Source organism: Streptomyces sp. NPDC001568, from assembly GCF_042893755.1.
GTDB lineage: Bacteria > Actinomycetota > Actinomycetes > Streptomycetales > Streptomycetaceae > Streptomyces.
Genome location: NZ_JBIAVF010000001.1, coordinates 266,069 through 289,378, shown reverse-complemented (window position 1 = coordinate 289,378; position 23,310 = coordinate 266,069). Strand labels below are relative to the sequence as shown.

Sequence of the window (23,310 nt, the reverse complement as noted above, 5' to 3'; positions counted from 1 at the left end):
TGTGCCCCTCAGATATCCGTCCTCTTGGAATTCCTCACGGAGAAACAGGGTCTCCGCGGCCGCCAGAGCCTGACCGATCGCTATCGGAAGAAATACGCGATCGGCCGCTTCCTGCGCGGCTGTCGCATTCGAGGCGTACCGCCCCCACCGCTTCCATTTCACCGGATTGCCCGTCTCCCCCGTCGCATGCCTGGCCGCCGTCGCGCGTGTGCGTGAGTACTGTGGGAACCGCACGCCGGAGAGGCCCGGTTGCGACGGGCCTCTCCGGCGGCAGACTCAGTCCCGGATCAGCAAACCAGGCAGATCGTGCTGCCCTGGATCACGAACTGGGCGACGGTCGGCGTGGCCGGTGTGGCCATGGCCGGCGTCTCGCAGTCCGCGTGGAAGCCCGGGGCCGCCGCGCTGAGAACGGAGTTCGCAAATTCCTGCGCCGCCAGAGCCTCGGCGGAGTTGGAGCCCGTAAGGATCATTTCAGATCGCATTTCACTAACCTTTCGTCGGTGACCATGCGAGCGAATGGTATCGGCATATTGAACGTTGCCACCCCCGTCGCCCGCTCTGAATGAACGCGCTGCACAACGTTTGCAACTCGACGTTGCGGACCGACCTTAAGCAGACCCCCAAGAACCCGTCAAGCGCAATTGACCCGGCCATTGCCGCACATAACACAGGCCTTTTAATGCAGCAGAAATAACGACAGTTTTCGGCCATCCGAACGGATCCTTTACAGCGGGGCGACTCGGACGATTGGGGGCGGCTCCTCGACCGGCGGCGAACGATGTTCGAGGACCCGCCGTGCGGGGCGCCCGGCGGAGTGGGGGCGGGCGGTGGATTGCGGGATCCCCTGGACCACGGCGCTCGAACCCGGCGACATCCGGCCAGTTCTCGACCCACCACACCCTCGAGTTCGTCATGTCGACCGTCCCACCGGGGCCGCCCCCTGCGTTCTCCACAACCCGCGTGTGGTGGACCTCCAGCCAGGCGCGAGCGGCGAGCGGCCCCTCGCGACCCGGGAGGCGCCGCTCCCTCTGCTCGCCGGGCTCGGCGCCCGGGCGAGCGACCCCCCTCCGGGGTGGCGCCACGGCGGACCAACAGGTGGCCCGGATGTCCGACGATGCAATCGGTTTTGGTTCAACTCCCTCTGAACTAGCTCAGATTCACTCGCCTTCGGGATCGTCCCGCAGGACACTTGGCGCACGTTTGCGGAGCTCTCCGAGGAGGATGCCGATGCGGGACAGCCATCGTGTCGAGGCCGAACGCCTGCTGGCCCGGGCCGTCGACGAGGAGGCCCGGCGCGGCGTCGCGGGCTCGCCCCTGCCGCCGGCCGACAAGGAGGCGCTGCTGGCGCGCGGCCTGGAGGCCCTGGACGGGATGGCCGCGGCGGCGGCCGAGGAGTACGGGGCGTACGTCCGCGCGCTGGACGAGGCCGCGGCCGGTGACCTGTCCTTCGGGGAGGCCTTCCGGCGGGGGAACACCTCGACGGCCCTGCTGGTGACGGCCGTCGCCGCCGTCGCCGCGGCGGGCGCCGACCTGGCGTTCGGTGTCGACGCGGGTACGGCGGTCAGCGCGGGCATCGTCGTGGGCGTCGCGGGGGCGGCCACGACCGTGGCGAAGGTGACCGCCCTGCACGTACCGGCCGCCAACCGGCGCGCCGGGGCCGCGGGCCGGCCGGGGGGCCCGGAGCAGCTGCGGCTCCAGTGGCTGTCGGTGCTGGAGGTGCGCGGGGTGCGGCCGTTCCTGGAGCGGGAGCGCGCCGCGGCGGCGGCCGTACGGGTCCCTCCGCGCGGCGGAACCGCGCTCGCCGGCGGGGCGGCGACCGGGCCGGGGCCGGGGTCGAGGCCGGGTGTGAACGGCTCCGGAGCCCGCTCCGGAGCCGGCCCGCGCACCGCGACGGGACCGGGAGCCGGGTCCGGCGGCGCGGCGGCCCTCGGCAAGCAGGCCTCCGGCGGCGTCGCCCCGCTGCGCGGCACGGACCGTAGCGCGGAGGCCCGGCGGCGCAGCATGCTGGAGCAGTCGTTCGGGCAGCTCCCCGACTCCGGCGTCCTGTTCACGGGCCGGCGCGCGGAGCTGACCCGGATCGCGCAGTGGGTCCAGGCGGCCCGGGCCAGCACCGAGACCCGGCCGGTGGTCGTGGTCCTGCACGGCGAGCCCGGCTCCGGCCGCACCGCCCTCGCGCTACGGGCGGCGCACGCGCTGCGGGACCAGTTCCGGGGCGCGTGCCTGGTGGACCTGCGGGGCGGGTCGGCGGCGCCGGAGACCCCGCTGCCCACCCGGGAGGCACTGCTGCACCTGCTGAACCGGCTCGGCGCCCCGCGCGAGCAGCTGCTGTTCCGCGAGGGCGCGTCGGCGGACCAACAGGTGCGCCGGCTGGGCGAGTTGTACCACCAGCACCTGCGCGGGCTCCCGGTGACGGTGGTGCTGGACGACGCGGTGGACGCGGCGCAGGTGCGCACGCTCGTGCCGGAGCGCTCCGAGAGCCTCGTGCTGGTCACGGCGCGGGAGCCGCTGGAGCTGCCCGCGGACCTGTCGGCGTGGGTGCACCAGCTGCCGGTGGGGCGGCTGGCGGAGCCGGAGGCGGCGCAGGTGCTGCGGGAGGGGGCGCGGGCGGCGGGCGAGGCCGCGCCGGGTCCGGCGGCGGAGGCCGGGCTGCTGGAGCTCGGGGCCGGACTGCCGCTCGCGCTGCGCGTGCTGGCCCCGCTGGGGGCGGCCCGGGCCTCCGACAGCGGGGACGGTTCGTTGGAGCACGCCCTGGACCTGGCGTACGCACGGCTGCCGCAGGAGCGGCGCCGGCTGCTGCGGCGGCTCACGCTGGCCGGGCGGGCCTCGCTCGGCGCGTCCGCGGCGGCGGCCCTGACGGGCTCGGACCGGGCGGAGGCCGGGCGACTGCTGAGCGATCTGGCTCAGGCGGGCCTGCTGGACCTCGTGCGCGGGGAGCGGTACCGGATGCACGACGCGGTGCGCGCGTTCGCGGCGGCGCGGCTGGCGGCGGACGAGGACCGGGCGGAGGCCGCGGCCGCCCAGGAGCGGCTGATCCGGGACTACGCGCAGCTCGCGGACTCGGTGATCCGGATGGTCGACGGGAAGATGTCGACGCGGGCGAACCACTTCGGCGGGCACGGCTTCGCCTCCCTCGACGCGGCGCTGCGCTGGCTGGACGAGGAGTCGAGCTTCATCACGGCGGCCCTGCGGCACGCGGAGGACGTCGACCAGCAGACGGTGCTGGACCTGCTGGGCGCGCTCTGCGACTTCTGTCTGCTGCGCGGGGACCTGTACCGGCTCGGGGAGATCAACGAGCTGACGCGGGCCGTGGACGAGGGCCGGATGGCGCGTTCGGTGCAGTGGCGCACCGGCATCGCGGCGCGTCAGCTCGGCGAGCTGGACAAGTCGCGCACGACGCTGACCTCGCTGGTCGACCAGTACCGGGAGGCCCGGCAGGAGGCGGGGGCGGGGATGGCCCTGGTCTCGCTCGGGATCACCCTGCACCACCAGGGCAACCTGCCGGAGGCGGCGACCCGCATCCGGGAGGCGCTGGCCCTGCAGGAGGCGCCGGAGCTGGCGGGCGACCGGGCGTGGGGGCTGCACGCGCTGGCGGCCGTCGAACGCGACCGGGCGCACCTGGCGGAGGCGCTGGCCCTGCTGGAGCGTTCGCTGGTGCTGCACCGGGAGAACGAGAGCGTGCACGGCGAGGCGTGGGCGCACTTCCAGCTGGGCCAGGTCCACCTGCGGCTCGGGGACGTGCCGCGGGCCGAGACGGAGCTGAACCGGGCCCTGGACCTGTACGGGCGCACCCGCGACGACCGGGGCCGGGCGTGGGCGCTGACCCAGCTGGGCCGGGCCCGGGTGGTCGACGGGGATCCCGGTCCGGCGCAGGACCGGCTGCGCGACGCGCTGGCCCGGCACCGGCTGGCGGAGGACACGCGCGGGGAGGCCTGGACGCTGTACTACCTCGGGCAGGCGCTGGAGGAGGGCGGCGAGCGGGACCGGGCCGTGCGGGAGCTGGAGCGGGCGCGGACGATGTTCTCGCGGATGCGGGACGTGTACGGGCTGGCGCACGCCCGGCACCATTCGGGCCGGGTCACCCGCGACCAGCGGGCGGCGCAGACGGGGAACCTGCGCAACTCCGGCTTCGCCCGTCAGCTGCTGGTGGACGCGCGGGCCGATTTCCGGCGGATCGGGCTCGCCCACGGCGAGGCGTGGACCTGCCTGGAGCTGGCGGTGGTGGACGCGGGCAACGGGCGGATCCCGCAGGCCGTGGGCCTGTGCGAGGAGGCGGCGCGGCTGTTCGCCTCGTACGGGGACCTGCGCGGCGAGGACTGGGCCCGGTTCCTGCGGTGCACGCTGCTGCCGTACGCGGATCCCGGGGCCCCGGAGGAGGCGCGGGCCGAGCTGTCCCGGCTGGTGGCGGCCCCGCATCCGCTGCGCGACGGCAGGCTGGACGACTGCCTGGAGACGTACGGGGTGATCCTCGGGCGGGGCGTGGACCCGGCGGAGGGGTGGCAGGCGTGGCGGCTGGGCATGGTCCCGAACCTGCGCTCGCGCGAGGTCATGGGCGTCCCGGTCCCACCACCGGCGTGATCGGCTGCGACCCGGCCCCGCCGGTGCGAGCGGCTCCGACCCGGCCCCGTCGGCCCGATCGGCTCCGTGCGCCGACGTGAGGGCCCGAGCCGGGCCCCGGCCCGACCCCGTGGGCGTGAGCGGCTCCGTACGCCGGTCCGGCGGTGTCCCACCGCGCGGGACGCGCCGCCCCACCGGTTCCGAGGGCGGGGCGGCGTTCGCGTGCGGGGTGTCAGGCGGCGCTGTCCGGCTTGGCCGTCGGCGTCGCCTTCGGGCCCGCGGCGGCCGGCTCCGGGGCTTCCTGGAAGTCCACCCGCCCCATGTGCCGGTTCATCGACTTCATCAGGAACCACACGCCGAGGGCGAGGGCCGCGAACACGATGAAGCCCAGGATTCCGGGGGTCACCTTGTTCTTGTCGAAGGTGTCGCCGGCCAGGGGGAGGAGCTGGGTCAGGGCTGACTGCGTAGCGCTCATAGCTACGCATTCTCCCGGATGCCCGCGAAGAGGTCGGACTCGGGGAGGGAGGTGTCGACGAACGACTTCGCCAGCTCGTACTCCTCCGTGGGCCAGACCTCCTTCTGGAGCTCCATCGGAACGCGGAACCAGCCGCCGTCCGGGTCGATCTGGGTGGCGTGCGCGATGAGGGCCTTGTCACGGATCTCGAAGAAGTCCGCGCAGGGCACGTGCGTGGTCAGCGTCCGCTCGGTGCGCTCGAACTCCTTCCAGCGCTCCAGCCACTCGCCGTACGGCGACTCCAGGCCGCGCGCGAGGAGCGCCTCGTGCAGGGCGACGGTGCGCGGCTTGTTGAAGCCCTGGTTGTAGTAGAGCTTCTGCGGCTGGTACGCGGCGCCGTACTCCGCCTCCGGGAACTTCTCGGTGTCGGCCGCGCCGTCGAAGGCCACCATCGTGATCTTGTGGGTCATGATGTGGTCGGGGTGCGGGTAGCCACCGTTCTCGTCGTAGGTGGTGATGACCTGCGGCTTGAAGGCGCGGATCTTCTTCACCAGCTCGCCGGCGGCCTCCTCCACGTCCGCGAGGGCGAAACAGCCCTCGGGGAGCGGCGGCAGCGGGTCGCCCTCGGGGAGGCCGGAGTCGACGTAGCCGAGCCACGCCTGGTCGACGCCGAGGATCTCGCGGGCCTCGTCCATCTCCTTGGCGCGCACCTCGTGGATGTTCTCCTCGATGTACTTGTCGCCCTGGAGCTTGGGGTTCAGGACGGAGCCGCGTTCGCCGCCGGTGCAGGTCACGACGAGGACGGGCACCCCCTCGGACACGTACTTGGCCATGGTGGCCGCGCCCTTGCTCGACTCGTCGTCGGGGTGGGCGTGGACGGCCATCAGTCGGAGCTGCTCGGTCAAGGCGGGATCCTCTGTGATTCGGCGCGACGGTCGGCTTCTATAGTGACCGAACGGGGGGTCGGAAAATTCCAGCGGGTGCCTCACCCTCCCCACTGAGAGGAACGATCATGAGCGCGGTGCGCGAAGGGCTCCCCGAAGGCCGGTACGGCCGGTCCGAGGACGAGCGTGCGGACCGCAGGCTCAAAGTGGTCGGTTCGGTGCTGGGCGTCGGCCTGCTGGCCGTGGTCGGCTGGATCGGCTGGGACTACGTCGGCGGGCAGAGCGTGAGCGCCGAGATGATCAAGTTCCAGATCCTGTCGGACACCGAGGTCAAGGTGCACCTGGAGGTCCGCAAGGACGCCTCGGTGACCGGTGTCTGCACCCTCAGCTCCCAGGACGAGCAGCACGGCGAGGTCGGCCGCGCGGACTTCACCTTCGCGCAGCGCGACACGCGCGTGGACGAGGTCGTCACGCTGAGGACGACCGGGCGCGCGACCGCGGTCGAACTGGTCGGCTGCCAGAGCGCCGCGTCCCCGGCCGGCTGACCCCGAGCCGCTCGAACGACGCCTCCTTCGGGACCGGCTGCCCGGCGGGTATCCGGAACGCGATGACACACTTCACCCACCGGGTGTCCTCCCCCTTTTCTTCCCGAATTGTTAGGCTCGTGGTTTCGCCCGCCGCCGGCGGCTTTGCATACCCCTGTACCGACGAGGAGCACCCGTGACCCAGACGAGCGATAACGTCACCTGGCTGACGCAGGCGGCGTATGACCAGCTGAAGGCCGAGCTGGACTACCTCTCTGGTCCCGCACGCACGGAGATCGCCACGAAGATCGCAGCCGCCCGCGAGGAGGGCGACCTGCGCGAGAACGGCGGTTACCACGCGGCCAAGGAGGAGCAGGGCAAGCAGGAGCTCCGGGTGCGCCAGCTCACGCAGCTGCTGGAGAAGGCGAAGGTCGGCACGGCGCCCGCGTCCGACGGCGTGGCCGCCCCCGGCACCCTGATCACGATCGCCTTCGACGGCGACGAGGACGACACCCTGGAGTTCCTGCTCGCCTCCCGCGAGTACGCGTCGTCGGACTTCGAGACCTACTCCCCGCAGTCCCCGCTGGGCAGCGGCGTGAACGGCAAGAAGATCGGCGAGGACGCCCAGTACGAGCTGCCGAACGGCAAGCAGGCGACCGTCAAGGTCCTGGCCGTCAAGCCCTTCAACGGCTGATCCCCCTCACGCGCACGCGCGCGAGAGCCCCCGTCCCGGACCGCTCCGGACGGGGGCTCTCGCACGTGCGGCGGTCTCAGACGGTCGCCGAGCGGTACTTGCGGACCGCGAGGCTGCGGAAGACCACGATGATCAGCACCGACCAGAGGACGGACGCCAGTACCGGGTTCTGCATCGGCCAGGCGTCCGCGACGGGGTAGCCCTCCGGCAGGTTGCCGAAGAGTTCCCGGGACGCCTGGACGGTGGCGCTGAAGGGGTTCCACTCCGCGATGTGCCGCAGGAACGTCGGCATGTTGTCGGAGGGGACGAAGGCGTTCGAGATGAACGTCAGCGGGAAGAGCCAGATCAGGCCGCCCGAGGTGGCCGCCTCCGGGGTGCGGACCGACAGGCCGATCAGGGCGCCGATCCAGGAGAAGGCGTAGCCGAGCAGGAGCAGCAGCCCGAAGCCGGCGAGGACCTCGCCGATGCTGGTGTGGGTGCGCCAGCCGACGAGCAGGGCCACGACCGCCAGGACGACGAGGGTGAGCGTGGTCTGGACGAGGTCGGCGAGGGTGCGGCCGGTGAGGACCGCGCCGCGGGCCATGGGCAGCGAGCGGAAGCGGTCGATCAGGCCCTTGTGCATGTCGTCGGCGATGCCCGCGCCCGCGCCGGCCGTGGCGAAGGTGACGGTCTGGGCGAAGATGCCCGCCATCAGGAACTCGCGGTAGTCGGCCGGGGAGGTGCTGCCGCCGACGCTGATCGAGCCGCCGAACACGTAGCTGAACAGCACGACGAACATCACCGGCTGGATCACGCCGAAGATGATCATCTCGGGGATGCGGGACATCCTGATGAGGTTCCGCTTGGCGATCACGAGGGAGTCGTTGACGCCCTGGACGATGCCGCCCCGCGGTCGGGGTGCCGCGAGCTCCGGGGGCGGGGAGGTGCCCGGGTTCGGGGAGGTGAGGGTCACTTCGCCGTCTCCTTACGCGCCTTGCGGTCCTTGCCCTTGGCCTCGTCCTTGCCGGCGCCGCCGACCGGCGCGCCGCCGTTCTCCTCCGCCGCCAGTTCGGCCGCGTGGCCGGTCAGGGAGATGAACACGTCGTCGAGGGTGGGGCGGCGCAGGCCTATGTCGTCGATCTCGATGCCGCGGCCGTCGAGTTCGCGGATGACCTCGGCGAGCAGCTTGGCGCCGCCCGCGACGGGCACGGTCAGCTTGCGGGTGTGCTCCTCGACCGTGGCCTCGCCCTTGCCGAATCCCGCGAGGACCTCGCGGGCGGTGGTGATGTGGGCGCGGTCGTGGACGACGACCTCGACGCGTTCGCCGCCCGTACGGGCCTTGAGCTGGTCGGAGGTGCCGCGCGCGATGACCTTGCCGTGGTCCACCACGCAGATGTCGTGCGCGAGGTGGTCGGCCTCCTCCAGGTACTGGGTGGTGAGCAGCAGGGTGGTGCCGCCGGCGACCAGTTCCTGGATGATCCCCCACAACTGCTGGCGGTTGCGCGGGTCGAGTCCGGTGGTCGGCTCGTCCATGAACATCACGGGCGGGCTGACGACGAGGGCCGCCGCGAGGTCGAGTCGCCTGCGCATGCCGCCGGAGTAGGTCTTGGCGGTGCGGTCGGCGGCGTCGGCGAGGTTGAAGCGTTCGAGGAGTTCGTCGGCCCGGGCCTTCGCGGCCTTCGCCTTCATCTGGTAGAGCCGGCCCACCATCTGGAGGTTCTCGCGGCCGGTCAGGTACTCGTCGACGGCGGCGAACTGGCCGGACAGGCCGATGGCCCGGCGGACTTCGTTGGGCTGCTTGAGGACGTCGATCCCGGCGACGACGGCCCTGCCGCTGTCGGGCTGGAGGAGGGTGGTCAGGACACGGACGGTCGTGGTCTTGCCCGCGCCGTTGGGGCCGAGGAGCCCCAGCACGGTGCCTTCGGGGACATCGAGGTCCACGCCGTCCAGAGCCCTTACGTCGCCGAAGGTCTTGACGAGTCCTTCGGCATAGATGGCGCCTGGCATACGGATTCTCCCAGAGCAATTCAGGCCGGATGGTTTCAGGCCAGAAGAATCAGGACTTTCCTGCACAAATCCTAAGGTGGTGTCGGACGGGCACCGCCCGACGGCCGTCACGCTATCGCGTTATATCGCGTCCCGCCATGCTTTTCCCCGGATCACCGACGGCGGTCCCCCGCGCTCAGCCGATGACCGCGTACCCCGCACTGTGCAGGGAACGAGCCACCTCCGCACAGTGTTCGGGTCCCTTGGTCTCCAGGTGGAGTTCCACCTCGACCTCGGTGAGCCCGAGCCGCGGGTCGGTGCGCACGTGGCTGACGTCCAGCACGTTCGCGTCCGTCGCGGACAGTACCCCGAGCAGGCCCGCCAGCGCGCCCGGACGGTCGGTGACCCGCAGCCGCAGCGACAGGTAGCGGCCCGCGGCGGCCATGCCGTGCCGCAGGATCCGCTGGAGCAGCAGCGGGTCGACGTTCCCTCCGGACAGGACCGCGACCACGGGGCCGCCGCCGTACAGTTCGGGCTCGCTCAGCAGCGCCGCCACCGGGCTGCACCCGGCCGGCTCGACCACCATCTTCGCCCGCTCCAGGCACAGCAGCAGAGCGCTGGAGAGCGCGTCCTCGGAGACCGTACGCACGTCGTCGAGGAGCTCGCCGATGATTTTGAAGGGGACGTCGCCGGGGCGGCCCACCTTGATGCCGTCCGCCATCGTGGTCGGGTTGTCCACCGACACCGGGTGGCCGACCTTGAGCGAGGGCGGGTAGGCGGCCGCGCCCGCCGCCTGCACGCCGATGACCTTGACGTCCGGGCGCAGGGCCTTCACCGCGACGGCGACGCCCGCGGCGAGCCCGCCACCGCCGATGCCGACGAGGATCGTGCGGACCTCGGGGCACTGCTCCAGGATCTCCAGACCCACCGTGCCCTGGCCGGCGATGATGTCGCGGTGGTCGAAGGGGTGGATGAACTCCGCGCCGGTGCGGTCCGCGTACTCCTGGGCGGCGGCGAGGGTCTCGTCGACGACCTCGCCGTGCAGCCGGACCTCGGCGCCGTACTCCTGGGTCGCGGCCACCTTCGGCAGCGGCGCCCCGACCGGCATGAACACCGTGGAGCGGACCCCGAGGAGCGAGGACGCCAGCGCCACGCCCTGCGCGTGGTTGCCGGCGCTCGCCGCGACCACGCCGGCCGCCCGCTGCTCGGGGCGCAGGCCGGCGATGCGCACGTACGCGCCGCGCAGCTTGAAGGAGCCGGTCCGCTGGAGGTTCTCGCACTTGAAGTGGACCGGGGAGCCGGTGAGGGAGGAGAGGTGCCGGCTGCCTTCCATCGGCGTGACCCGGGAAACCCCGGACAGCATCTTTTGGGCCCCCCGGACGTCGTCGAGGATGACCTGGGGGACGGGCTGGGGCACGCGGTAGTTCATACCGCCAGTCTCGCAGCCACCGCAGGTCACGGCGCAGGGACGACCAGCGGGTGGACGGCCGCCCCACCCCGCCCCGCCGCGCCCCGCGGTCCACGCGGGCAGGGGCGAGATCTCGCCATCCGGGACGGCCCCGGGGCCGCCGGGCCGATGCGCCGCACCAGTTCTCGTACGCGGCGTACGGGCCGCCGCACGGCCGCGTACTCTGTCCCCCATCCTTGTCGGCCCCACGCGAAGAGAGCCCACGGCCATGCCCTCCATCCCGGCCAGTTCCGACCTGCCCACGGCGGCCGAAGCGCCCGCCGGAGCCGGACTCCTCGACTCGCTCCAGCACCAGGTCGCGGTCTTCGCCCGCCGGGCCGAGCAGACCCGCCTCGGCGGCGTCGGCCAGGCCCGCAACTCGATGGACCGCGCCGCGTACCTGCTCCTGAACCGGCTCGACCTGGAAGGCCCGATGGGCGTCAAGGCGCTGGCCGGCGGGATGGGCATCGACTCCTCCACGGTCACCCGGCAGGTCGCCCCGCTCGTCGACAGCGGCCTCGTCAAGCGGACCTCGCACCCCGAGGACGGTCGGGCCGTGGTCCTGGCGCTGTCCCCGCGCGGGCTGGCCCGCCTGGAGGAGGTGCGGTCCTCGCGGCGCGAGTTGATGGCGCGGGTGACCGAGGACTGGGCGGAGGAGGAGCGCGAGTCGTTCACGACCCTGCTGACCCGGTTCAACCTCTCCCTGTCGGAGCTGATGGCTGCCGCCGCCGAGGGCGGCCCGGCTTCCTGAACGCCGCGCCCTGATCCCGGTCCGTCCGACCCCTTGACCGGGATGGTGGCACCGGCCGCACTATGTGGCCTGTGGACCGGCGTTCGGGGCGCGACCCGGAGTTCGAGGCCTTCGTCGCGGGCGCGGCGGGGCGGCTGCTGCACGTCGCGGTGCTGCTGACGGCCGAGGCCCCGTCCGAGGCGACCGCCGCGCGCCGGCTGCTCGCCGGGGCCCTGGCCCGTACGTACGCGCACTGGAGCCGGCTGCGCGGTGACGACCCGTACGACCACACCCGCCAGGAGCTGTGCGCGGCGTACGCCCGTACGGCCTGGCGGCATCCCGGCGGTACGGGGGTGCTCGCGCGGCTCAGCCCGGTGGAGCGGCTCGTGCTGGTCATGCGGGTCCACGAGGGCGTCGCGGAGGAGGTCACGGCCGCGCAGCTGGGGCTGCCGCCCGAGCGGGTCGAGGCCGTGTGCAACCGGGCCGTCGCCACGATGCGGGCGGGGTCGGGACGCGGCGCGGGCCCCGGGTCGGGCGCCGACTCCGGCAAGGGGGCCGCGTGAGTCCCCTCGACCGGAAGGAAGACCAGGTCAGGAAGCTGATGGAGGGACCGCACCCGGTGGTGCCGGCCGCTCTCGTGGTGGACGCCACCACACACGGCAGGCGGCTGCTGCGCCGCCGCCGGGCCCTGCGTCGACTGGGCTGGACGGTGCTGTTCGCGGCTGCGGTGGCCTTCACGGTGTGGGCCTCGCTGACCCGGCCGTGGGTGACGCCGCCGAGCGGGATCTCCCCGCCCCTGGAGGGCTGGTAGCGCTCCGGGGGCGGGCGGATCGTGGCCGTACGGACCCGGGTGTGGCCGCACGGGCCGCGGCGGAACGGCGGTGCGGGCCGTGACCCGGGCCGCCGTACGGGCCGTGACTAGCCGAGGGCGCGGGTCAGGTCCGCGATGAGGTCGTCGGCGTTCTCGATGCCGACCGAGAGGCGGATCAGGTCCGCCGGGACCTCCAGGGCGGAGCCGGCCACCGAGGCGTGGGTCATCCGGCCCGGGTGCTCGATGAGGGACTCGACGCCGCCCAGCGACTCGGCCAGGGTGAAGATCTTGGTGCGACCGCAGACCGCGACGGCCTCCTCCTCGCCGCCCGCGACGCGGAAGGAGATCATCCCGCCGAAGTTGCGCATCTGCTTCGCGGCGACCTCGTGGCCCGGGTGCTCGGGCAGGCCCGGGTAGAGGACCTGGGTGACCTTCGGGTGGCGCGTGAGCACCTCCACGATCTTGGCGGCGTTCTCCGCGTGCCGGTCCATGCGCACGGCCAGCGTCTTGATGCCGCGCAGCACGATCCAGGAGTCGAAGGGCCCGGCGACCGCGCCCATCGCGTTCTGGTGGTAGGCCAGTTCCTCGCCGAGGGCCGCGTCCGCGGTGACCAGGGCGCCGCCGACGACGTCGGAGTGACCGCCCATGTACTTCGTCAGGGAGTGCACGACGACGTCCGCGCCGAGCGCCAGCGGCTGCTGGAGGTAGGGCGAGGCGAAGGTGTTGTCGACGACCAGCTTGGCGCCGGCCGTGCGCGCGATGTCGGCGACCACGGCGATGTCGGTGATGCCGAGCAGCGGGTTGGAGGGGGTCTCGACCCAGATGACCTTCGTCTTCGGGGTGAGGGCGGCGCGCACGGACTCCGGGTCGGAGGTGTCGGCCACCGACCACTCCACGCCCCAGCGGGAGACGACCTTCGCGAAGAGGCGGAAGGTGCCGCCGTAGGCGTCGTTGGGGATGACCACGTGGTCGCCCGGCGCGAGCAGGGTGCGCAGCAGGCAGTCCTCGGCGGCGAGTCCGGACGCGAAGGCGAGGCCGCGACGGCCGCCTTCCAGCGCCGCGAGGTTCTCCTCCAGCGCGGTACGGGTGGGGTTGGCGCTGCGGCTGTACTCGTAGCCGCCGCGCAGTCCGCCCACGCCGTCCTGCTTGTACGTGGACACCTGGTAGATCGGGGGTACGACCGCGCCGGTCTGCGGGTCCGCCGTGTTGCCCGCGTGGATCGCACGGGTCTCGAAGCTCTGGTGCTCGTGGCTGTCGTCGCTCATGGGCAGATGCTATGCCCCGTTCGGGCCCCGGTCCTCTTCTGGCCTGACGGGTGGACGACGGGCCGCTGACCTGCCCTCCTGACCTGGAACGCGAACAGGGAGCCACACCATTGGCCTTTGCCCCGGTGCGTCTGGTTCGCTTGCGGCATGGAGATTCTCTTGGTCCTGATGGCCGTGGTCCTGGTCGTGGCCGTCGTGATGCCGTACGTGCGCCGCAGGCGGGGTGGATTCGCCGGCGGCATCCGCCAGGTGGCGCCCGGCAGCCCCGACGCCGCCGACCCCGCCGACTACGGCTTCGTGCGCGAGGAGCAGCTGGACATCCGGGTGCCCGGGCCCGACCAGGACCTGATGGACGCCCTGGGCAACGTCCAGCGCAGCGGACACTGGCAGGCCGCGTCGGCCCTGCTCGCCGGGACCCCGAGGGAGGGCGAGCAGCGCTGGCAGCGGGTGCAGTCCTTCGGCGGGGCGGCGGCGCTGGAACTCGTACGGGAGCCCGGGGCCGGGGCGCGCTGGCTGAAGTCGTGGCGGCTGGAGGCGGAGAAGGACGCGGGCGGCGCGCAGGTGCACGCGGAGCTGCTGGTGCAGCAGGCGTGGCGGCACTCGGGCGGCGTGGGCTCCACCGACCACCGGATCATCCTGGAGGAGGCCCGCGACGCGTGCCGCCGGGCGACGCTGCTGGCCCCGGGCGACCCGGTGCCGTACATCACGGAGCTGGCGGTCGCGCGGGCGCTCGGTTACTCGGAGGCGGACTTCGACGTCCTGTGGGCGCGGATCATCGATCTGGCGCCGCAGCACATGGGCGCGCACCTGGCGGCGCTGCACTACTGGTGCGAGAAGTGGCACGGCTCGCGGGAGAAGGCCGACGCCTTCGCGCACGCGGCGGCCGCCCGCGCCCCCCAGGGTTCGCTGCTGGCGGCGCTGCCGCTGTTCGCGGTGTACGAGCACCTGCCCGAGGTGAACCTGGTGCAGAGCTTCTACCGGAGCGCGGTCGTGACGCGGGCGGTGGAGGGCGCGATGTACGCGGTGCGCACGGCGCGGCAGGACGACCCGATGCTGGCGCACGTGCGGCACCTGCTGCTGGTGTTCCTGGTGAACATGGAGCGCTGGGCCGAGGCGATGGAGCAGGTGCGGCACGTGGACGGGTACGTGGGCGCGCTGCCGTGGTCGACGGCTCCGGACCCGGCCGCGACGTACGCGGTGTACCGGGCGCTGGCGGTCGCGGGGTACGAGGCGAACGGCGGGTCCCCGGCGACGCTGCCGCACTGACCGACGGCCCCGGGGCGGGCGCAGGGGGCCCGGCGCCACGGGACTCCGGATTTTCCGGCAGTCGGCGGATATGTCCCGTCGAGTGCGGCGGCTCCCCGCGCCCCACCCCGGAGCGTTGGCCAATAAAGTTGCCGTGAGTGATGATCAGGCCGCATGATTCCGGCCGTGATCGTCAATCGCGCCGCACGCGCGCTCGCCACCCGCTGGGTCCGTACGCGCTTCGACCCGGCGGCCTTCGGCCTCGTCCCCCGCGAGCGGCTCGACCCGTTCGGCGCGGGCCCCGAGGCCCACCCGGAGCGCGCGGGCGAGCGCCGGCGCGTCATCGCGGGCGCCCAGGAGGGCGAGTGGCGGGCCGCCGCCGCGTACGTGCGGGCCGCCGGAGCCGACTGGGACGAGCGCTGGACCCGGCTCGAGCTGCTGATCCGGCTCGCCGACGCCGACGACCGCTGGCTCACCGACTGGCGCACCGCCGAACCCGCCGACGGCGACGCCGCCACCGTCCACGCCCAGTTGCTCGTCGGCCGGGCATGGGCGGTGCGCGGCTCGGCCGTCGCCCGCGAGGTGCCGGACGCGGACATGCGCAGCTTCCACGCCCAGTTGCCGGCCGCCGTGGCCGCCGCGCAGCGCGCCGCCGACCTGGCCCCCGAGGACCCCGGACCCTGGGTCGTCATGATCACGGCCGCGCGGGCGCTGTCGTACACGCACAGTCAGTTCGCCGACCTGTGGCGCAACCTCACGCGCCGCGCGCCCCACCACACGGCCGCCCACTGGCAGGCCATGCAGTACTGGTGCGCCAAGTGGCACGGCTCCGACGAGCTGATGATCGACTTCGCCGGGCGGGCCGCCGACCAGGCCCCGACGGGCAGCCTGCTGCCCGGGGTGTACCTGCACGCGCTGGGCGAACTGCGCGGCTCCCGCGCCGCCCGCACCACCCGCTCCGAGACGCACCGGGCCCTGCTCGCCACCGTCGCGGACCGGCTGGAATCCGTACGGTCCGACCACGAGGGCCTGCCCCGGCTGCGCCACCTGCTGGCGCACCGGATGGGCGAGGCCGGGATGCACACGGCGGCGCTCGACCAGTTCCGCGCGATCGGCCCGTACTGCGGCGCCGCGCCCTGGAACACCGACGGGGCCGGTCCCGTCGCGGCCTTCGACCTGGCCCGGGGGCTCGCCGCACACGGCGCGCGCCGCGGCTGACCGCAGCCGACCGACCCGGGCGCGGGCGCCGTCCCCGGCGACCGCACCGGTCCCCGGCGACCACGCCCGTCACCACCCGTTACCCGTCACCACCCGCACCACTTCCGCATCCCTGGGGGGACCCGTCCTTATGGGCGCTTCACTTCGCGCGCTGCGCGCGCTCGTCCTGCTCGCCGGCTTCTACCTGCTCGGCCTGATCCTGCTCGGCCTCCTCGGGCTGCTCGACTGGGCCGGCATGACCTGGCTGCACGGCGCCGTGGCCGGCAAGGTCGTCATCGTCTCGGTGGTCCTCGCGATCCCGATCGTGCGCGGCATGTTCATGCTGCGCACCCCCAAAGCGGAGCCGTTGCCCGGCGTCCCCGTCACCGAGGCGCAGGAACCCGTCCTGTGGCGGGCCGTCCGCGACATCGCCGCTCAGGTCGGCACCCGCGCCCCCGACGAGATCCTGCTGATCGACGAGGTCAACGCGGCCGTCTCGGAGGAGTCCCGGATGCTGGGCCTGCGGCCCGGCACCCGACGCCTCCACCTCGGCCTGCCCCTGATGAGCGGCCTGGACGAGATGCAGCTGCGCGCCGTCCTGGCCCACGAGATGGGCCACTACGCCAACCTCGACACCCGCCTCACCCCGCTGATCGCCCGCGGCCGCGCCCAGCTGATCCGCACCATCGACCACTTCCACGACCGCGCCGACACCAAGGTGGCCAAGGAGCGCGCCAAGCAGGAGAAGCGCGCCGAGAAGCGGACCGCCCGGGGCAAGAAGGCCAAGGAGGTCGACACCACCGGCGAGGGCATGAGCTACCGCGCCATGGCCCGGATCTACACCGCGTACGCCAAGTTCTACATGCGCGCCACCCTCTCCGGCGCCCGCCGCCAGGAGCTGGCCGCCGACCTGGCCGCCGTGCGCGTCGCGGGGCGCGACGCCACCGCCTCCGCGCTGCGCGAGCTGAACGCGCTGGGCAACGCCCACGACTTCTACATGGGCTCCTACGCCACCCTGGGCGTCAACGCCGGGCTGCTGCCGCTGCCCGGACAGGTCTTCGGCGGCTTCCGCCGGCTCCTGGACGCCCGCTCCGAGCAACTGGACGAGCTGCGCACCGAACTGTCGACCGAGCCCGCCTCCCCGTACGACTCGCACCCCGCGCTCGCCGAGCGCGTGGCCCGCATCGAGGCACTGCCCGACGACGGCCGCGCCGGTCGGGGCGACCGCCCGTCGCTGGAGCTGCTGTCCGACGCGGACGCGGCCATGGCCGCCCTGGAGCCCGTCGTCCTCAGCCCGGAGGCCCTCGGCCTCAAGCGGCTGGACTGGCCGGACCTCGTCCACGAGAGCATGACCCTGTACGTCGGTCAGGGCTCGCGGGAGATCCGCGAGGCCGTGGCCGCCGAGGGCGCGGGTGACGGCCTCGCCCCCCTGCTGGACGCCGTCGACGCCGACCCGCAGCTGCGGTGGCGGCTCGCCGAGCGCTTCCCGACCTCGGAGCAGGCGGCCGCCGCCACCGGGCGCGCGGCCCGCGAGTTCGCCCGCCCGGCCTTCCGCCGGATCCTGAACCAGCTCGTCACCACCGAGCTGACGGCCCGCGGCGCCGCCCGCTGGCAGCTGTCCTGGTCCGACTCGGCCGCCCTGGCCTACCCGGCCGGGGACTTCGAGGACCGCCTCAAGGCCGCCCTGGACGCGGCCGTCGCCGACCCGTGCGACACCGAACCACTGCGGAAGCTGGTGCTCAACCCGTGATCGTCCTCCTTCTCGTCCTCGGCACCCTGCTCCTCGCGGGCGCCCTCTACGTCGCCCGCGGCTTCCTCATCATCCGCAAGGCCCGGAAACTGACCGACCGGATCGAGGGCCTGGAATCGGCCGGCGCAGAACTGCGCGCCCGCACCGAAGCCCTCAAGGCCGACGGCAAGGCCGAGGTGGCGGCCGCGGTCGTCGCCCTGGGCTTCGTACCGGAGGACCGGCTGGACACCGAGCACGCCGCGCCCGTCCCGGCCGAGCGGACCGCCGCCCTGGCCGCCGTCCGGTCCGGGGACTGGGAGGCGGGCGCCGCCTACCTGGAAGCCGCCGGCTCGGACCGGGAGGAGCGCTGGCACCGCGTGCGCGCCCTCGCCGAGGCGGCCGTCGAGGACGACGCCTGGCTGGTTGCCTGGCGCGCCGCCCGGCCCGGTGACCCGGCCGCGGCCCTCGTCCTCGCCGACAACGCCGTCCTCGTCGCGTGGGAGGTCCGCGGCTCCGCGTGGGCCCGCCACACCTCGGAGGAACAGTTCGACCTCTTCCACGAGCTGCTGCGCGGCGCGCAGGCGGCCGTCCACGAGGCACAGAAGGTCGCGGACCCCGCCGACCCGGTCCCGTACATGGTCGAGCAGGCCGTCGCCCTGGGTCTGATGTACCCGCACGAGCGGTACGAGCGGCTGTGGACCGAGATCGTCTCGCGCTCCCCGAAGCTGCTGAGCGCCCACACCAACGCCATGCAGTACTGGGCCCGCAAGTGGCGCGGCTCGCACGAGGAGTCCCACGCCTTCGCGCGGAAGGCGGCCATCGGCGCGGCCCCCGGTGAGCTGCTGTCGATGCTGCCGCTGATCGCCTACGTCGAGCAGGAGAACTACGAGGACGACCTCGCGGCGGAGGACTTCTTCACGGGGCCGGACGTACGCGCCGCCGTCGACGAGGCCCTCGTCGACCTCGCGGCGGCCGACCCGGCCGACACCCGCACGGTCGCGCTGCGCCACCTGCTGGCCTACCTGCTGTTCTGGCAGGACCGGGACGCGGAGGCCGTCGAGCAGTTCCGGCACGTCGACGGCCACATCGGCGCGATGCCCTGGTACTACGCGGGCAACCCGAAGCAGCGCTACCTGTACGCCCGCGACTGGGCGGTCCGCGTGACCCTGCTGGAGGACGAGGACTGATCGCGCCGGGCGCCGCGCGGCGCACGTCGGGGGCGGGTCGGGGAATCCCGGCCCGCCCCCGGCCGTTGTCAGGACTACAAGGAGGGAATCCATGTTCTCGTACCGCCGCACGCCCGAGCTGCCCACCCGCGAGGAGGCCCTGAAGGGCCGCGCGCACCCGCTGTTCGCCCTGCCGGAGCGCCACACCGTCCTCGGCAACCCCCTGACCGGCCCGTACCCCGCCCACCTCGAAACGGCCGACTTCGGCCTCGGCTGTTTCTGGGGCGCGGAGCGCAAGTTCTGGCAGACCCCCGGGGTGTGGACCACCCTGGCCGGCTACCAGGGCGGCTTCACCGAGAACCCCGCGTACGAGGAGGTCTGCTCCGGCCTGACCGGGCACACCGAGGTCGTCCGCGTGGTCTTCGATCCCGCGCTGGTCTCCTACGAGACCCTCCTGAAGGTGTTCTGGGAGGCCCACGACCCGACCCAGGGCTTCCGTCAGGGCAACGACGTCGGCACCCAGTACCGCTCGTCGATCTACACCCACTCCCCCGCCCAGCAGGCCACGGCCGAGGCCTCCCGCGCCGCCTACCAGCGCGTCCTCACCGCGTCCGGCCACGGCGAGATCACCACGGCCGTCCTGCCCGCCGCGGAGCGCCCCTTCTGGCCCGCGGAACCGGAGCACCAGCAGTACCTCGACAAGAACCCGGGCGGCTACTGCGGCATCGGCGGCACGGGCGTCTCCTGCCCGATCGGCGTCGCCGCGGCCCCGTCCCCGTCCTCGTCCCCGGATGCCTGACGGTCCCCGCAGCGTTCTCTACCGGGTCCTGCGGGGCCCGTGGGGCATATGGATCGAGTTGACGGCCTCGGCGGTCGTCGGCCCCGCGCCGCCCGGCCGGGGCGAGCGGGTCGCGGACGGGGTGTGGCTCGACACCGCCCCCGTCCGTGCGCATCCGCCGTCGGACCGCCGGGGCAAGCGGCTCGACGCCGCCGAGGCCGGTCTGCTCCGTCACGGCGCGGCGGTGGCGGCGCCGGCCGTCGGGGCCCGGCACCCGGGCGCGCACGTCCTGATCACGGTGCACCGCGTGTCGTTCCCCGAGGCGGACTTCCAGCCGGAGGGCCTGGCGGCGGCGCTGCTGCGCTGGGCCGAGGAGGAGTTCGCCCTGGCTCCCCACCCCGTCGAGGTCACCTTCGACCGGGCCGCCGACCGGTACGTCCACGCGTGGCCGGCCCCTCCCGGCGCGGCCGACGGGCCGGGGGCGCTCAGCGCACCGTGACGTGCGGGCGGGCCCACGAGGTGTGGTCGAAGGCGGAGTTGCCGTTGGCGTCCTCCACCACCAGGTGGAGCAGGCGCACGCCGGTGACGTCCAGGTCGACGGCGGTGGGGCCGCCGGCTCCCGTGAGGACGGCCGTGGTCAGCAGGGTGCGGCCGTCGGCGCGGACGACGGCCCGGGTCGCCCCGGCCGCCGACTGCTGCTTCGAGAAGTCGTCGATGCCGACCAGGGCCGTGAAGCGGGCCGCCCGCCCGCCCAGGTGGTAGACGACCTCCGACGGGGCGTGCACGCCGAGCCCCTTGGCGTACGTCACCCCGCCGAACGCGATCGGGGTGCCGTCGCCCGCCTCCTTGCGCCCGTTGGAACGGTCCACCTCGACGGGGCCCCAGCCGTTGGCGGCGGACACCCACGGCAGGTCACTGAGGTACCCGTCCCGGGTCGGCGGGGCCGGCAACGGGGCGAAGCGGACGGGCGCCGAGAATCGGTACGCGGAGGTGGTCGCGGACGCCGTCAGCAGGGCGGACGTCGCCGCGGCGGGCCCGGTCACCGTCCACACCGTGGTCAGGGTCTGCCCCGGGGCCAGGGAAGCGGCCGTCACCGGGCCCGCCGGGGTCGCCGTCCAGCCCGCCGGGACGCTCAGCGCGACCCGGGCGTCCGGCCAGGCCCGGGCGGCGCCGTTCGACAGCCGGGTCGTGACGGTGGCGCCGGCCGCGTCCGGGACGGCCGTCAGGCCCCAGGCCCGGCGCGGGTAGGTCGGCGCCCAGGACGCGCGCAGCAGCGTCGTCAGGGAGGCGACCACCGACGGGTTCGCCGCCGCCACGTCGCGCTGCTCACCGAGGTCGGCCGTCAGGTCGTACAGCTCGAACTGCCATTGCGCGTCGGGGGCTTCGCGGTCCCGTCCCGGGGCGAACCGGACGCCCTTCCAGCGGTCCTTGCGGATGGCCTCGGCGACCCGCTTGGCGCGGCCGCCGTCCTGGGCGTCGGCCCGGGAGGTGACGCCCTGCTCGTCGCGGTACCAGTACAGGTGGGAGTGGATCGGGGCCAGGGCCGGGGCTCCGGCGAGGACGGGGGCCGCCGAGAGGCCGTCGATGTCGGAGGGGGCCGGGGCGCCCGCCAGGTCGGCGAGGGTGGGCAGCAGGTCGTGGAGCGGGGTGGGGCGGGCGCTGGTGGCACCCGCCGCGATCCGGCCGGGCCCCCAGGCGATCAGGGGGACCCGTACGCCGCCCTCGTAGAGGTTGCGCTTGTAGCCGCGCAGCGGGCCGTTGGCGTCGAACAGGTCGGGGTCCACGCCGCCCTCCTCGTGGGGGCCGTTGTCGGAGGCGACGAGGACGACCGTGCGCTCCGCGATCCCGTGCGCCCGCAGCCGGTCCACGACCGCGCCGACCTGCGCGTCGAGCAGGCCGATCTGCGCGGCGTGCGCCTTGTTCGCCTTGCTCCAGGATTTCGAGGCGTACGGGCCGAGGTCCGGGACCTCGCTGGGCGCGTGCGGCAGGTTCGGGGTGAGCAGGAGCAGGAAGGGGTCGGGTCCGGCCGCGTGCGCGTCGATGAAGTCGAGGGCGCGCGCGGCGATGGCGTCGGGGGCGAAGGTGCCCGCCGCGACCGGCTCCTTGACCCCGTCGCGCCACAGGTACGACGGGTAGTACTGGTGGGCGTGACCGTGGTCGATGTAGCCGTAGAACTGCTCGAAGCCGCGCGACAGCGGGTGGCTCGGCTGGTCGGCGGCCTCCGGCCCGAAGCCCCACTTGCCGAACAGGCCCGTACGGTAACCGCGCGCCCGCAGCACTTCCGCGAAGGTGGTGTCCCCGGCGCCGAGGCCGGCCTGACCGCCGCTGCCCGGGTTGGCGCGGACGGGGGCGTGCCCGGTGTGCAGACCGGTCAACAGGGCGGCGCGCGAGGGCGCGCAGACGGCGGCGGCCGCGTAGGCGTCGGTGAACCGCAGCCCCTCCGCGGCGAGTTGGCCGATGCGCGGGGTACTGATCAGCTTCTGGCCGTACGGGGAGAGATCGCCGTACCCGAGGTCGTCGGCCAGCACCACCACGAGGTTCGGGGCGCCCCCGGGCGCGGTCGCGGTGGCCGACTCCGCGGCGGCTGCGGGCAGTTGGGGAAGCGCGGCGAGCCCGACGGCCGCCGCGGATCCGGCGATGAAGTGGCGGCGGCTGGGCATCGTGAACTCCTTGGCGGCGGCGGGGCGGTGAGGAGATCATCGACACCCGGACCGCGCCAAGGCCATGCACGGGACGTGAAGAACGTGTGACACGGGCCGGCGGCGAGCCGCCGGCCCGCCGCGTCAGATCGTCGCCGTGTCGATCACGAAGCGGTAGCGGACGTCGCTCGACAGGACCCGCTCGTACGCCTCGTTGATCCGGTCGGCCGAGATGACCTCGATCTCGGCGCCCAGGCCGTGCTCGGCGCAGAAGTCGAGCATCTCCTGGGTCTCGGGGATGCCGCCGATCATCGACCCGGCGAGGGTCTTGCGGCCGCCGATGACGGAGAACAGGTTCAGCTCGACCGGCTCCTCCGGAGCGCCGACGTTCACGAGCGCCCCGTCGACCTTCAGCAGGGCGAGGTAGCGGTCGAGGCCGAGCGGCGCGGAGACGGTGGACACGATCAGGTCGAAGGTGCCGGCCAGTTCCTCGAAGGTGCTCGGGTCGCTCGTCGCGTAGTAGTGCGCGGCGCCCAGCTTCAGGCCGTCCTCCTTCTTGCGCAGGCTCTGCGACAGGACGGTGACCTCCGCGCCGAGGGCGGCGGCGATCTTCACGCCCATGTGGCCGAGCCCGCCGAGTCCGACGATCGCGATCTTCTTGCCGGGCCCCGCCTGCCAGTGCCGCAGCGGCGAGTACAGGGTGATGCCCGCGCACAGCAGCGGCGCGGCGACGTCGAGCTCGACGCCGTCGGGGATGCGCAGGGTGTAGTTCTCGTCGACGACGATGTGGGTCGAGTAGCCGCCGTAGGTGGGCTCGCCCTTCTTGTCGAGGGCGTTGTAGGTGCCGGTCATGCCCTTGACGCAGTACTGCTCCTGGCCGCGCAGGCAGTACTCGCACTCCCGGCAGGAGTCCACGAAGCAGCCCACGCCCACCCGGTCGCCGACGGCGAACTTCGTCACGCCCGCACCGATCTCGGTGACGATGCCGGCGATCTCGTGGCCAGGGACCATCGGGAAGATGCCCTCGCCCCAGCCGTCGTTGGCCTGGTGGATGTCGGAGTGGCAGATGCCGGCGTACTTGATGTCTATGAGGACGTCGTGCTCGCCGACCGGGCGGCGCGGGACGGTGGTGCGCTCCAGCGGGGCCTTCGCGGCGGGAGCGGCGTAGGCGGGGACCTGGGTGACGGACATGGGGTGATCTCCTCTGACGAGGACGCCGAGCTGTGAC

At 73.5% G+C, this 23,310-nt stretch carries 21 protein-coding genes; 12 read left to right on the top strand and 9 right to left on the bottom strand.

Translation table 11 applies throughout. From position 1 onward, the window contains the following. Positions 1-287: 287 nt before the first annotated feature. Positions 288-482 (bottom strand): cypemycin family RiPP, encoded by a 195-nt coding sequence (locus ACFY0I_RS01410; RefSeq protein ID WP_388888519.1) that lies wholly within the window; start codon positions 480-482, stop codon positions 288-290. Positions 483-1,227: 745 nt separating this feature from the next. Here ACFY0I_RS01410 and ACFY0I_RS01405 point away from each other — a divergent pair. Continuing rightward, positions 1,228-4,575 carry a tetratricopeptide repeat protein gene (locus ACFY0I_RS01405; RefSeq protein WP_388888516.1) on the top strand — a complete coding sequence of 1,116 codons (3,348 nt, stop codon included), beginning with the start codon at positions 1,228-1,230 and terminating at the stop codon, positions 4,573-4,575. A gap of 211 nt (positions 4,576-4,786) precedes the next feature. On the opposite strand, the gene ACFY0I_RS01400 is transcribed toward ACFY0I_RS01405, so the two are convergent. Beyond that, entirely contained in the window at positions 4,787-5,029 is a 243-nt protein-coding gene (locus tag ACFY0I_RS01400) for a hypothetical protein (RefSeq protein WP_388888513.1), read from the bottom strand. A 2-nt stretch (positions 5,030-5,031) separates the two neighbouring features. After that, positions 5,032-5,913 carry a mycothiol conjugate amidase Mca gene (gene mca, locus ACFY0I_RS01395; RefSeq protein WP_388888510.1) on the bottom strand — a complete coding sequence of 294 codons (882 nt, stop codon included), beginning with the start codon at positions 5,911-5,913 and terminating at the stop codon, positions 5,032-5,034. 107 nt (positions 5,914-6,020) lie between these two features. Between mca and ACFY0I_RS01390 the strand changes: the two genes are divergently transcribed. After that, the gene (locus ACFY0I_RS01390; RefSeq protein ID WP_388888507.1) at positions 6,021-6,437 is read left to right on the top strand and encodes a DUF4307 domain-containing protein; all 417 of its coding nucleotides are present in this window, start codon (positions 6,021-6,023) and stop codon (positions 6,435-6,437) included. A 175-nt stretch (positions 6,438-6,612) separates the two neighbouring features. Continuing rightward, the gene (greA, locus tag ACFY0I_RS01385) at positions 6,613-7,110 is read left to right on the top strand and encodes a transcription elongation factor GreA (RefSeq protein ID WP_281205052.1); all 498 of its coding nucleotides are present in this window, start codon (positions 6,613-6,615) and stop codon (positions 7,108-7,110) included. A gap of 76 nt (positions 7,111-7,186) precedes the next feature. Here the strand turns inward: greA and ACFY0I_RS01380 are convergent, their stop codons facing one another. The 3 genes from ACFY0I_RS01380 to ilvA all read right to left on the bottom strand — a co-directional run bounded on the left by ACFY0I_RS01380 (position 7,187) and on the right by ilvA (position 10,504). Continuing rightward, positions 7,187-8,062 (bottom strand): ABC transporter permease, encoded by an 876-nt coding sequence (locus ACFY0I_RS01380; RefSeq protein WP_388888504.1) that lies wholly within the window; start codon positions 8,060-8,062, stop codon positions 7,187-7,189. Next, positions 8,059-9,096: an ATP-binding cassette domain-containing protein gene (locus ACFY0I_RS01375; RefSeq protein ID WP_388888501.1), complete on the bottom strand. Its 1,038-nt coding sequence runs from the start codon at positions 9,094-9,096 to the stop codon at positions 8,059-8,061. The genes ACFY0I_RS01380 and ACFY0I_RS01375 overlap by 4 nt, the downstream gene beginning before the upstream one ends. A 175-nt stretch (positions 9,097-9,271) precedes the next feature. Continuing rightward, the gene (gene ilvA, locus ACFY0I_RS01370; protein ID WP_388888499.1) at positions 9,272-10,504 is read right to left on the bottom strand and encodes a threonine ammonia-lyase; all 1,233 of its coding nucleotides are present in this window, start codon (positions 10,502-10,504) and stop codon (positions 9,272-9,274) included. A gap of 247 nt (positions 10,505-10,751) precedes the next feature. On the opposite strand from ilvA, the gene ACFY0I_RS01365 reads away from it, so the two are divergent. The 3 genes from ACFY0I_RS01365 to ACFY0I_RS01355 all read left to right on the top strand — a co-directional run bounded on the left by ACFY0I_RS01365 (position 10,752) and on the right by ACFY0I_RS01355 (position 12,063). Next, entirely contained in the window at positions 10,752-11,273 is a 522-nt protein-coding gene (locus tag ACFY0I_RS01365) for a MarR family winged helix-turn-helix transcriptional regulator (RefSeq protein ID WP_388888496.1), read from the top strand. A gap of 71 nt (positions 11,274-11,344) precedes the next feature. Then, positions 11,345-11,815 (top strand): RNA polymerase, encoded by a 471-nt coding sequence (locus ACFY0I_RS01360; protein ID WP_388888493.1) that lies wholly within the window; start codon positions 11,345-11,347, stop codon positions 11,813-11,815. Beyond that, complete coding sequence (locus ACFY0I_RS01355) at positions 11,812-12,063, top strand: hypothetical protein (RefSeq protein ID WP_388888491.1); 252 nt, start codon at positions 11,812-11,814, stop codon at positions 12,061-12,063. Before ACFY0I_RS01360 ends, ACFY0I_RS01355 begins: the two co-directional genes overlap by 4 nt. A 107-nt stretch (positions 12,064-12,170) precedes the next feature. On the opposite strand, the gene ACFY0I_RS01350 is transcribed toward ACFY0I_RS01355, so the two are convergent. After that, a complete protein-coding gene (locus ACFY0I_RS01350; protein ID WP_388888488.1) occupies positions 12,171-13,328 on the bottom strand; it encodes a cystathionine gamma-synthase in 1,158 nt (385 codons plus the stop codon). A gap of 147 nt (positions 13,329-13,475) precedes the next feature. On the opposite strand from ACFY0I_RS01350, the gene ACFY0I_RS01345 reads away from it, so the two are divergent. The 6 genes from ACFY0I_RS01345 to ACFY0I_RS01320 all read left to right on the top strand — a co-directional run bounded on the left by ACFY0I_RS01345 (position 13,476) and on the right by ACFY0I_RS01320 (position 19,942). Then, on the top strand, positions 13,476-14,594 hold the full coding sequence (locus ACFY0I_RS01345; RefSeq protein WP_388888486.1) for a hypothetical protein: 1,119 nt from the start codon (positions 13,476-13,478) through the stop codon (positions 14,592-14,594). A gap of 165 nt (positions 14,595-14,759) precedes the next feature. Further along, a complete protein-coding gene (locus tag ACFY0I_RS01340; protein ID WP_388888484.1) occupies positions 14,760-15,791 on the top strand; it encodes a hypothetical protein in 1,032 nt (343 codons plus the stop codon). A gap of 130 nt (positions 15,792-15,921) precedes the next feature. Continuing rightward, entirely contained in the window at positions 15,922-17,520 is a 1,599-nt protein-coding gene (locus ACFY0I_RS01335) for a M48 family metallopeptidase (RefSeq protein WP_388888481.1), read from the top strand. Next, positions 17,517-18,686 (top strand): hypothetical protein, encoded by a 1,170-nt coding sequence (locus ACFY0I_RS01330; RefSeq protein WP_388888479.1) that lies wholly within the window; start codon positions 17,517-17,519, stop codon positions 18,684-18,686. The genes ACFY0I_RS01335 and ACFY0I_RS01330 overlap by 4 nt, the downstream gene beginning before the upstream one ends. 91 nt (positions 18,687-18,777) lie before the next feature. After that, positions 18,778-19,464, top strand: a complete 687-nt coding sequence (gene msrA, locus ACFY0I_RS01325) for a peptide-methionine (S)-S-oxide reductase MsrA (RefSeq protein WP_388888475.1) — start codon at positions 18,778-18,780, stop codon at positions 19,462-19,464. Continuing rightward, positions 19,457-19,942 carry a hypothetical protein gene (locus ACFY0I_RS01320; RefSeq protein ID WP_388888472.1) on the top strand — a complete coding sequence of 162 codons (486 nt, stop codon included), beginning with the start codon at positions 19,457-19,459 and terminating at the stop codon, positions 19,940-19,942. The genes msrA and ACFY0I_RS01320 overlap by 8 nt, the downstream gene beginning before the upstream one ends. Here ACFY0I_RS01320 and ACFY0I_RS01315 read toward each other — a convergent pair. Together ACFY0I_RS01315 and ACFY0I_RS01310 are read right to left on the bottom strand one after the other, a co-directional pair. After that, on the bottom strand, positions 19,929-22,103 hold the full coding sequence (locus ACFY0I_RS01315) for a sulfatase-like hydrolase/transferase (protein WP_388888469.1): 2,175 nt from the start codon (positions 22,101-22,103) through the stop codon (positions 19,929-19,931). The genes ACFY0I_RS01320 and ACFY0I_RS01315 overlap by 14 nt on opposite strands. 123 nt (positions 22,104-22,226) lie before the next feature. After that, a complete protein-coding gene (locus ACFY0I_RS01310; protein ID WP_388888466.1) occupies positions 22,227-23,273 on the bottom strand; it encodes an NAD(P)-dependent alcohol dehydrogenase in 1,047 nt (348 codons plus the stop codon). Positions 23,274-23,310 lie beyond the last annotated feature (37 nt).

Excerpts from the sequence above, each read along its gene's own strand:
- ACFY0I_RS01345 (WP_388888486.1), top strand. The coding sequence starts at position 13,476 with ATGGAGATTCTCTTGGTCCTGATGGCCGTGGTCCTGGTCGTGGCCGTC.
- ACFY0I_RS01410 (WP_388888519.1), bottom strand. The coding sequence starts at position 482 with ATGCGATCTGAAATGATCCTTACGGGCTCCAACTCCGCCGAGGCTCTG.
- ACFY0I_RS01335 (WP_388888481.1), top strand. The coding sequence starts at position 15,922 with ATGGGCGCTTCACTTCGCGCGCTGCGCGCGCTCGTCCTGCTCGCCGGC.
- ACFY0I_RS01400 (WP_388888513.1), bottom strand. The coding sequence starts at position 5,029 with ATGAGCGCTACGCAGTCAGCCCTGACCCAGCTCCTCCCCCTGGCCGGC.
- ACFY0I_RS01365 (WP_388888496.1), top strand. The coding sequence starts at position 10,752 with ATGCCCTCCATCCCGGCCAGTTCCGACCTGCCCACGGCGGCCGAAGCG.
- msrA (WP_388888475.1), top strand. The coding sequence starts at position 18,778 with ATGTTCTCGTACCGCCGCACGCCCGAGCTGCCCACCCGCGAGGAGGCC.
- ACFY0I_RS01390 (WP_388888507.1), top strand. The coding sequence starts at position 6,021 with ATGAGCGCGGTGCGCGAAGGGCTCCCCGAAGGCCGGTACGGCCGGTCC.
- ACFY0I_RS01320 (WP_388888472.1), top strand. The coding sequence starts at position 19,457 with ATGCCTGACGGTCCCCGCAGCGTTCTCTACCGGGTCCTGCGGGGCCCG.
- ACFY0I_RS01405 (WP_388888516.1), top strand. The coding sequence starts at position 1,228 with ATGCGGGACAGCCATCGTGTCGAGGCCGAACGCCTGCTGGCCCGGGCC.
- ACFY0I_RS01350 (WP_388888488.1), bottom strand. The coding sequence starts at position 13,328 with ATGAGCGACGACAGCCACGAGCACCAGAGCTTCGAGACCCGTGCGATC.
- ACFY0I_RS01310 (WP_388888466.1), bottom strand. The coding sequence starts at position 23,273 with ATGTCCGTCACCCAGGTCCCCGCCTACGCCGCTCCCGCCGCGAAGGCC.
- ACFY0I_RS01315 (WP_388888469.1), bottom strand. The coding sequence starts at position 22,103 with ATGCCCAGCCGCCGCCACTTCATCGCCGGATCCGCGGCGGCCGTCGGG.
- ilvA (WP_388888499.1), bottom strand. The coding sequence starts at position 10,504 with ATGAACTACCGCGTGCCCCAGCCCGTCCCCCAGGTCATCCTCGACGAC.
- ACFY0I_RS01375 (WP_388888501.1), bottom strand. The coding sequence starts at position 9,096 with ATGCCAGGCGCCATCTATGCCGAAGGACTCGTCAAGACCTTCGGCGAC.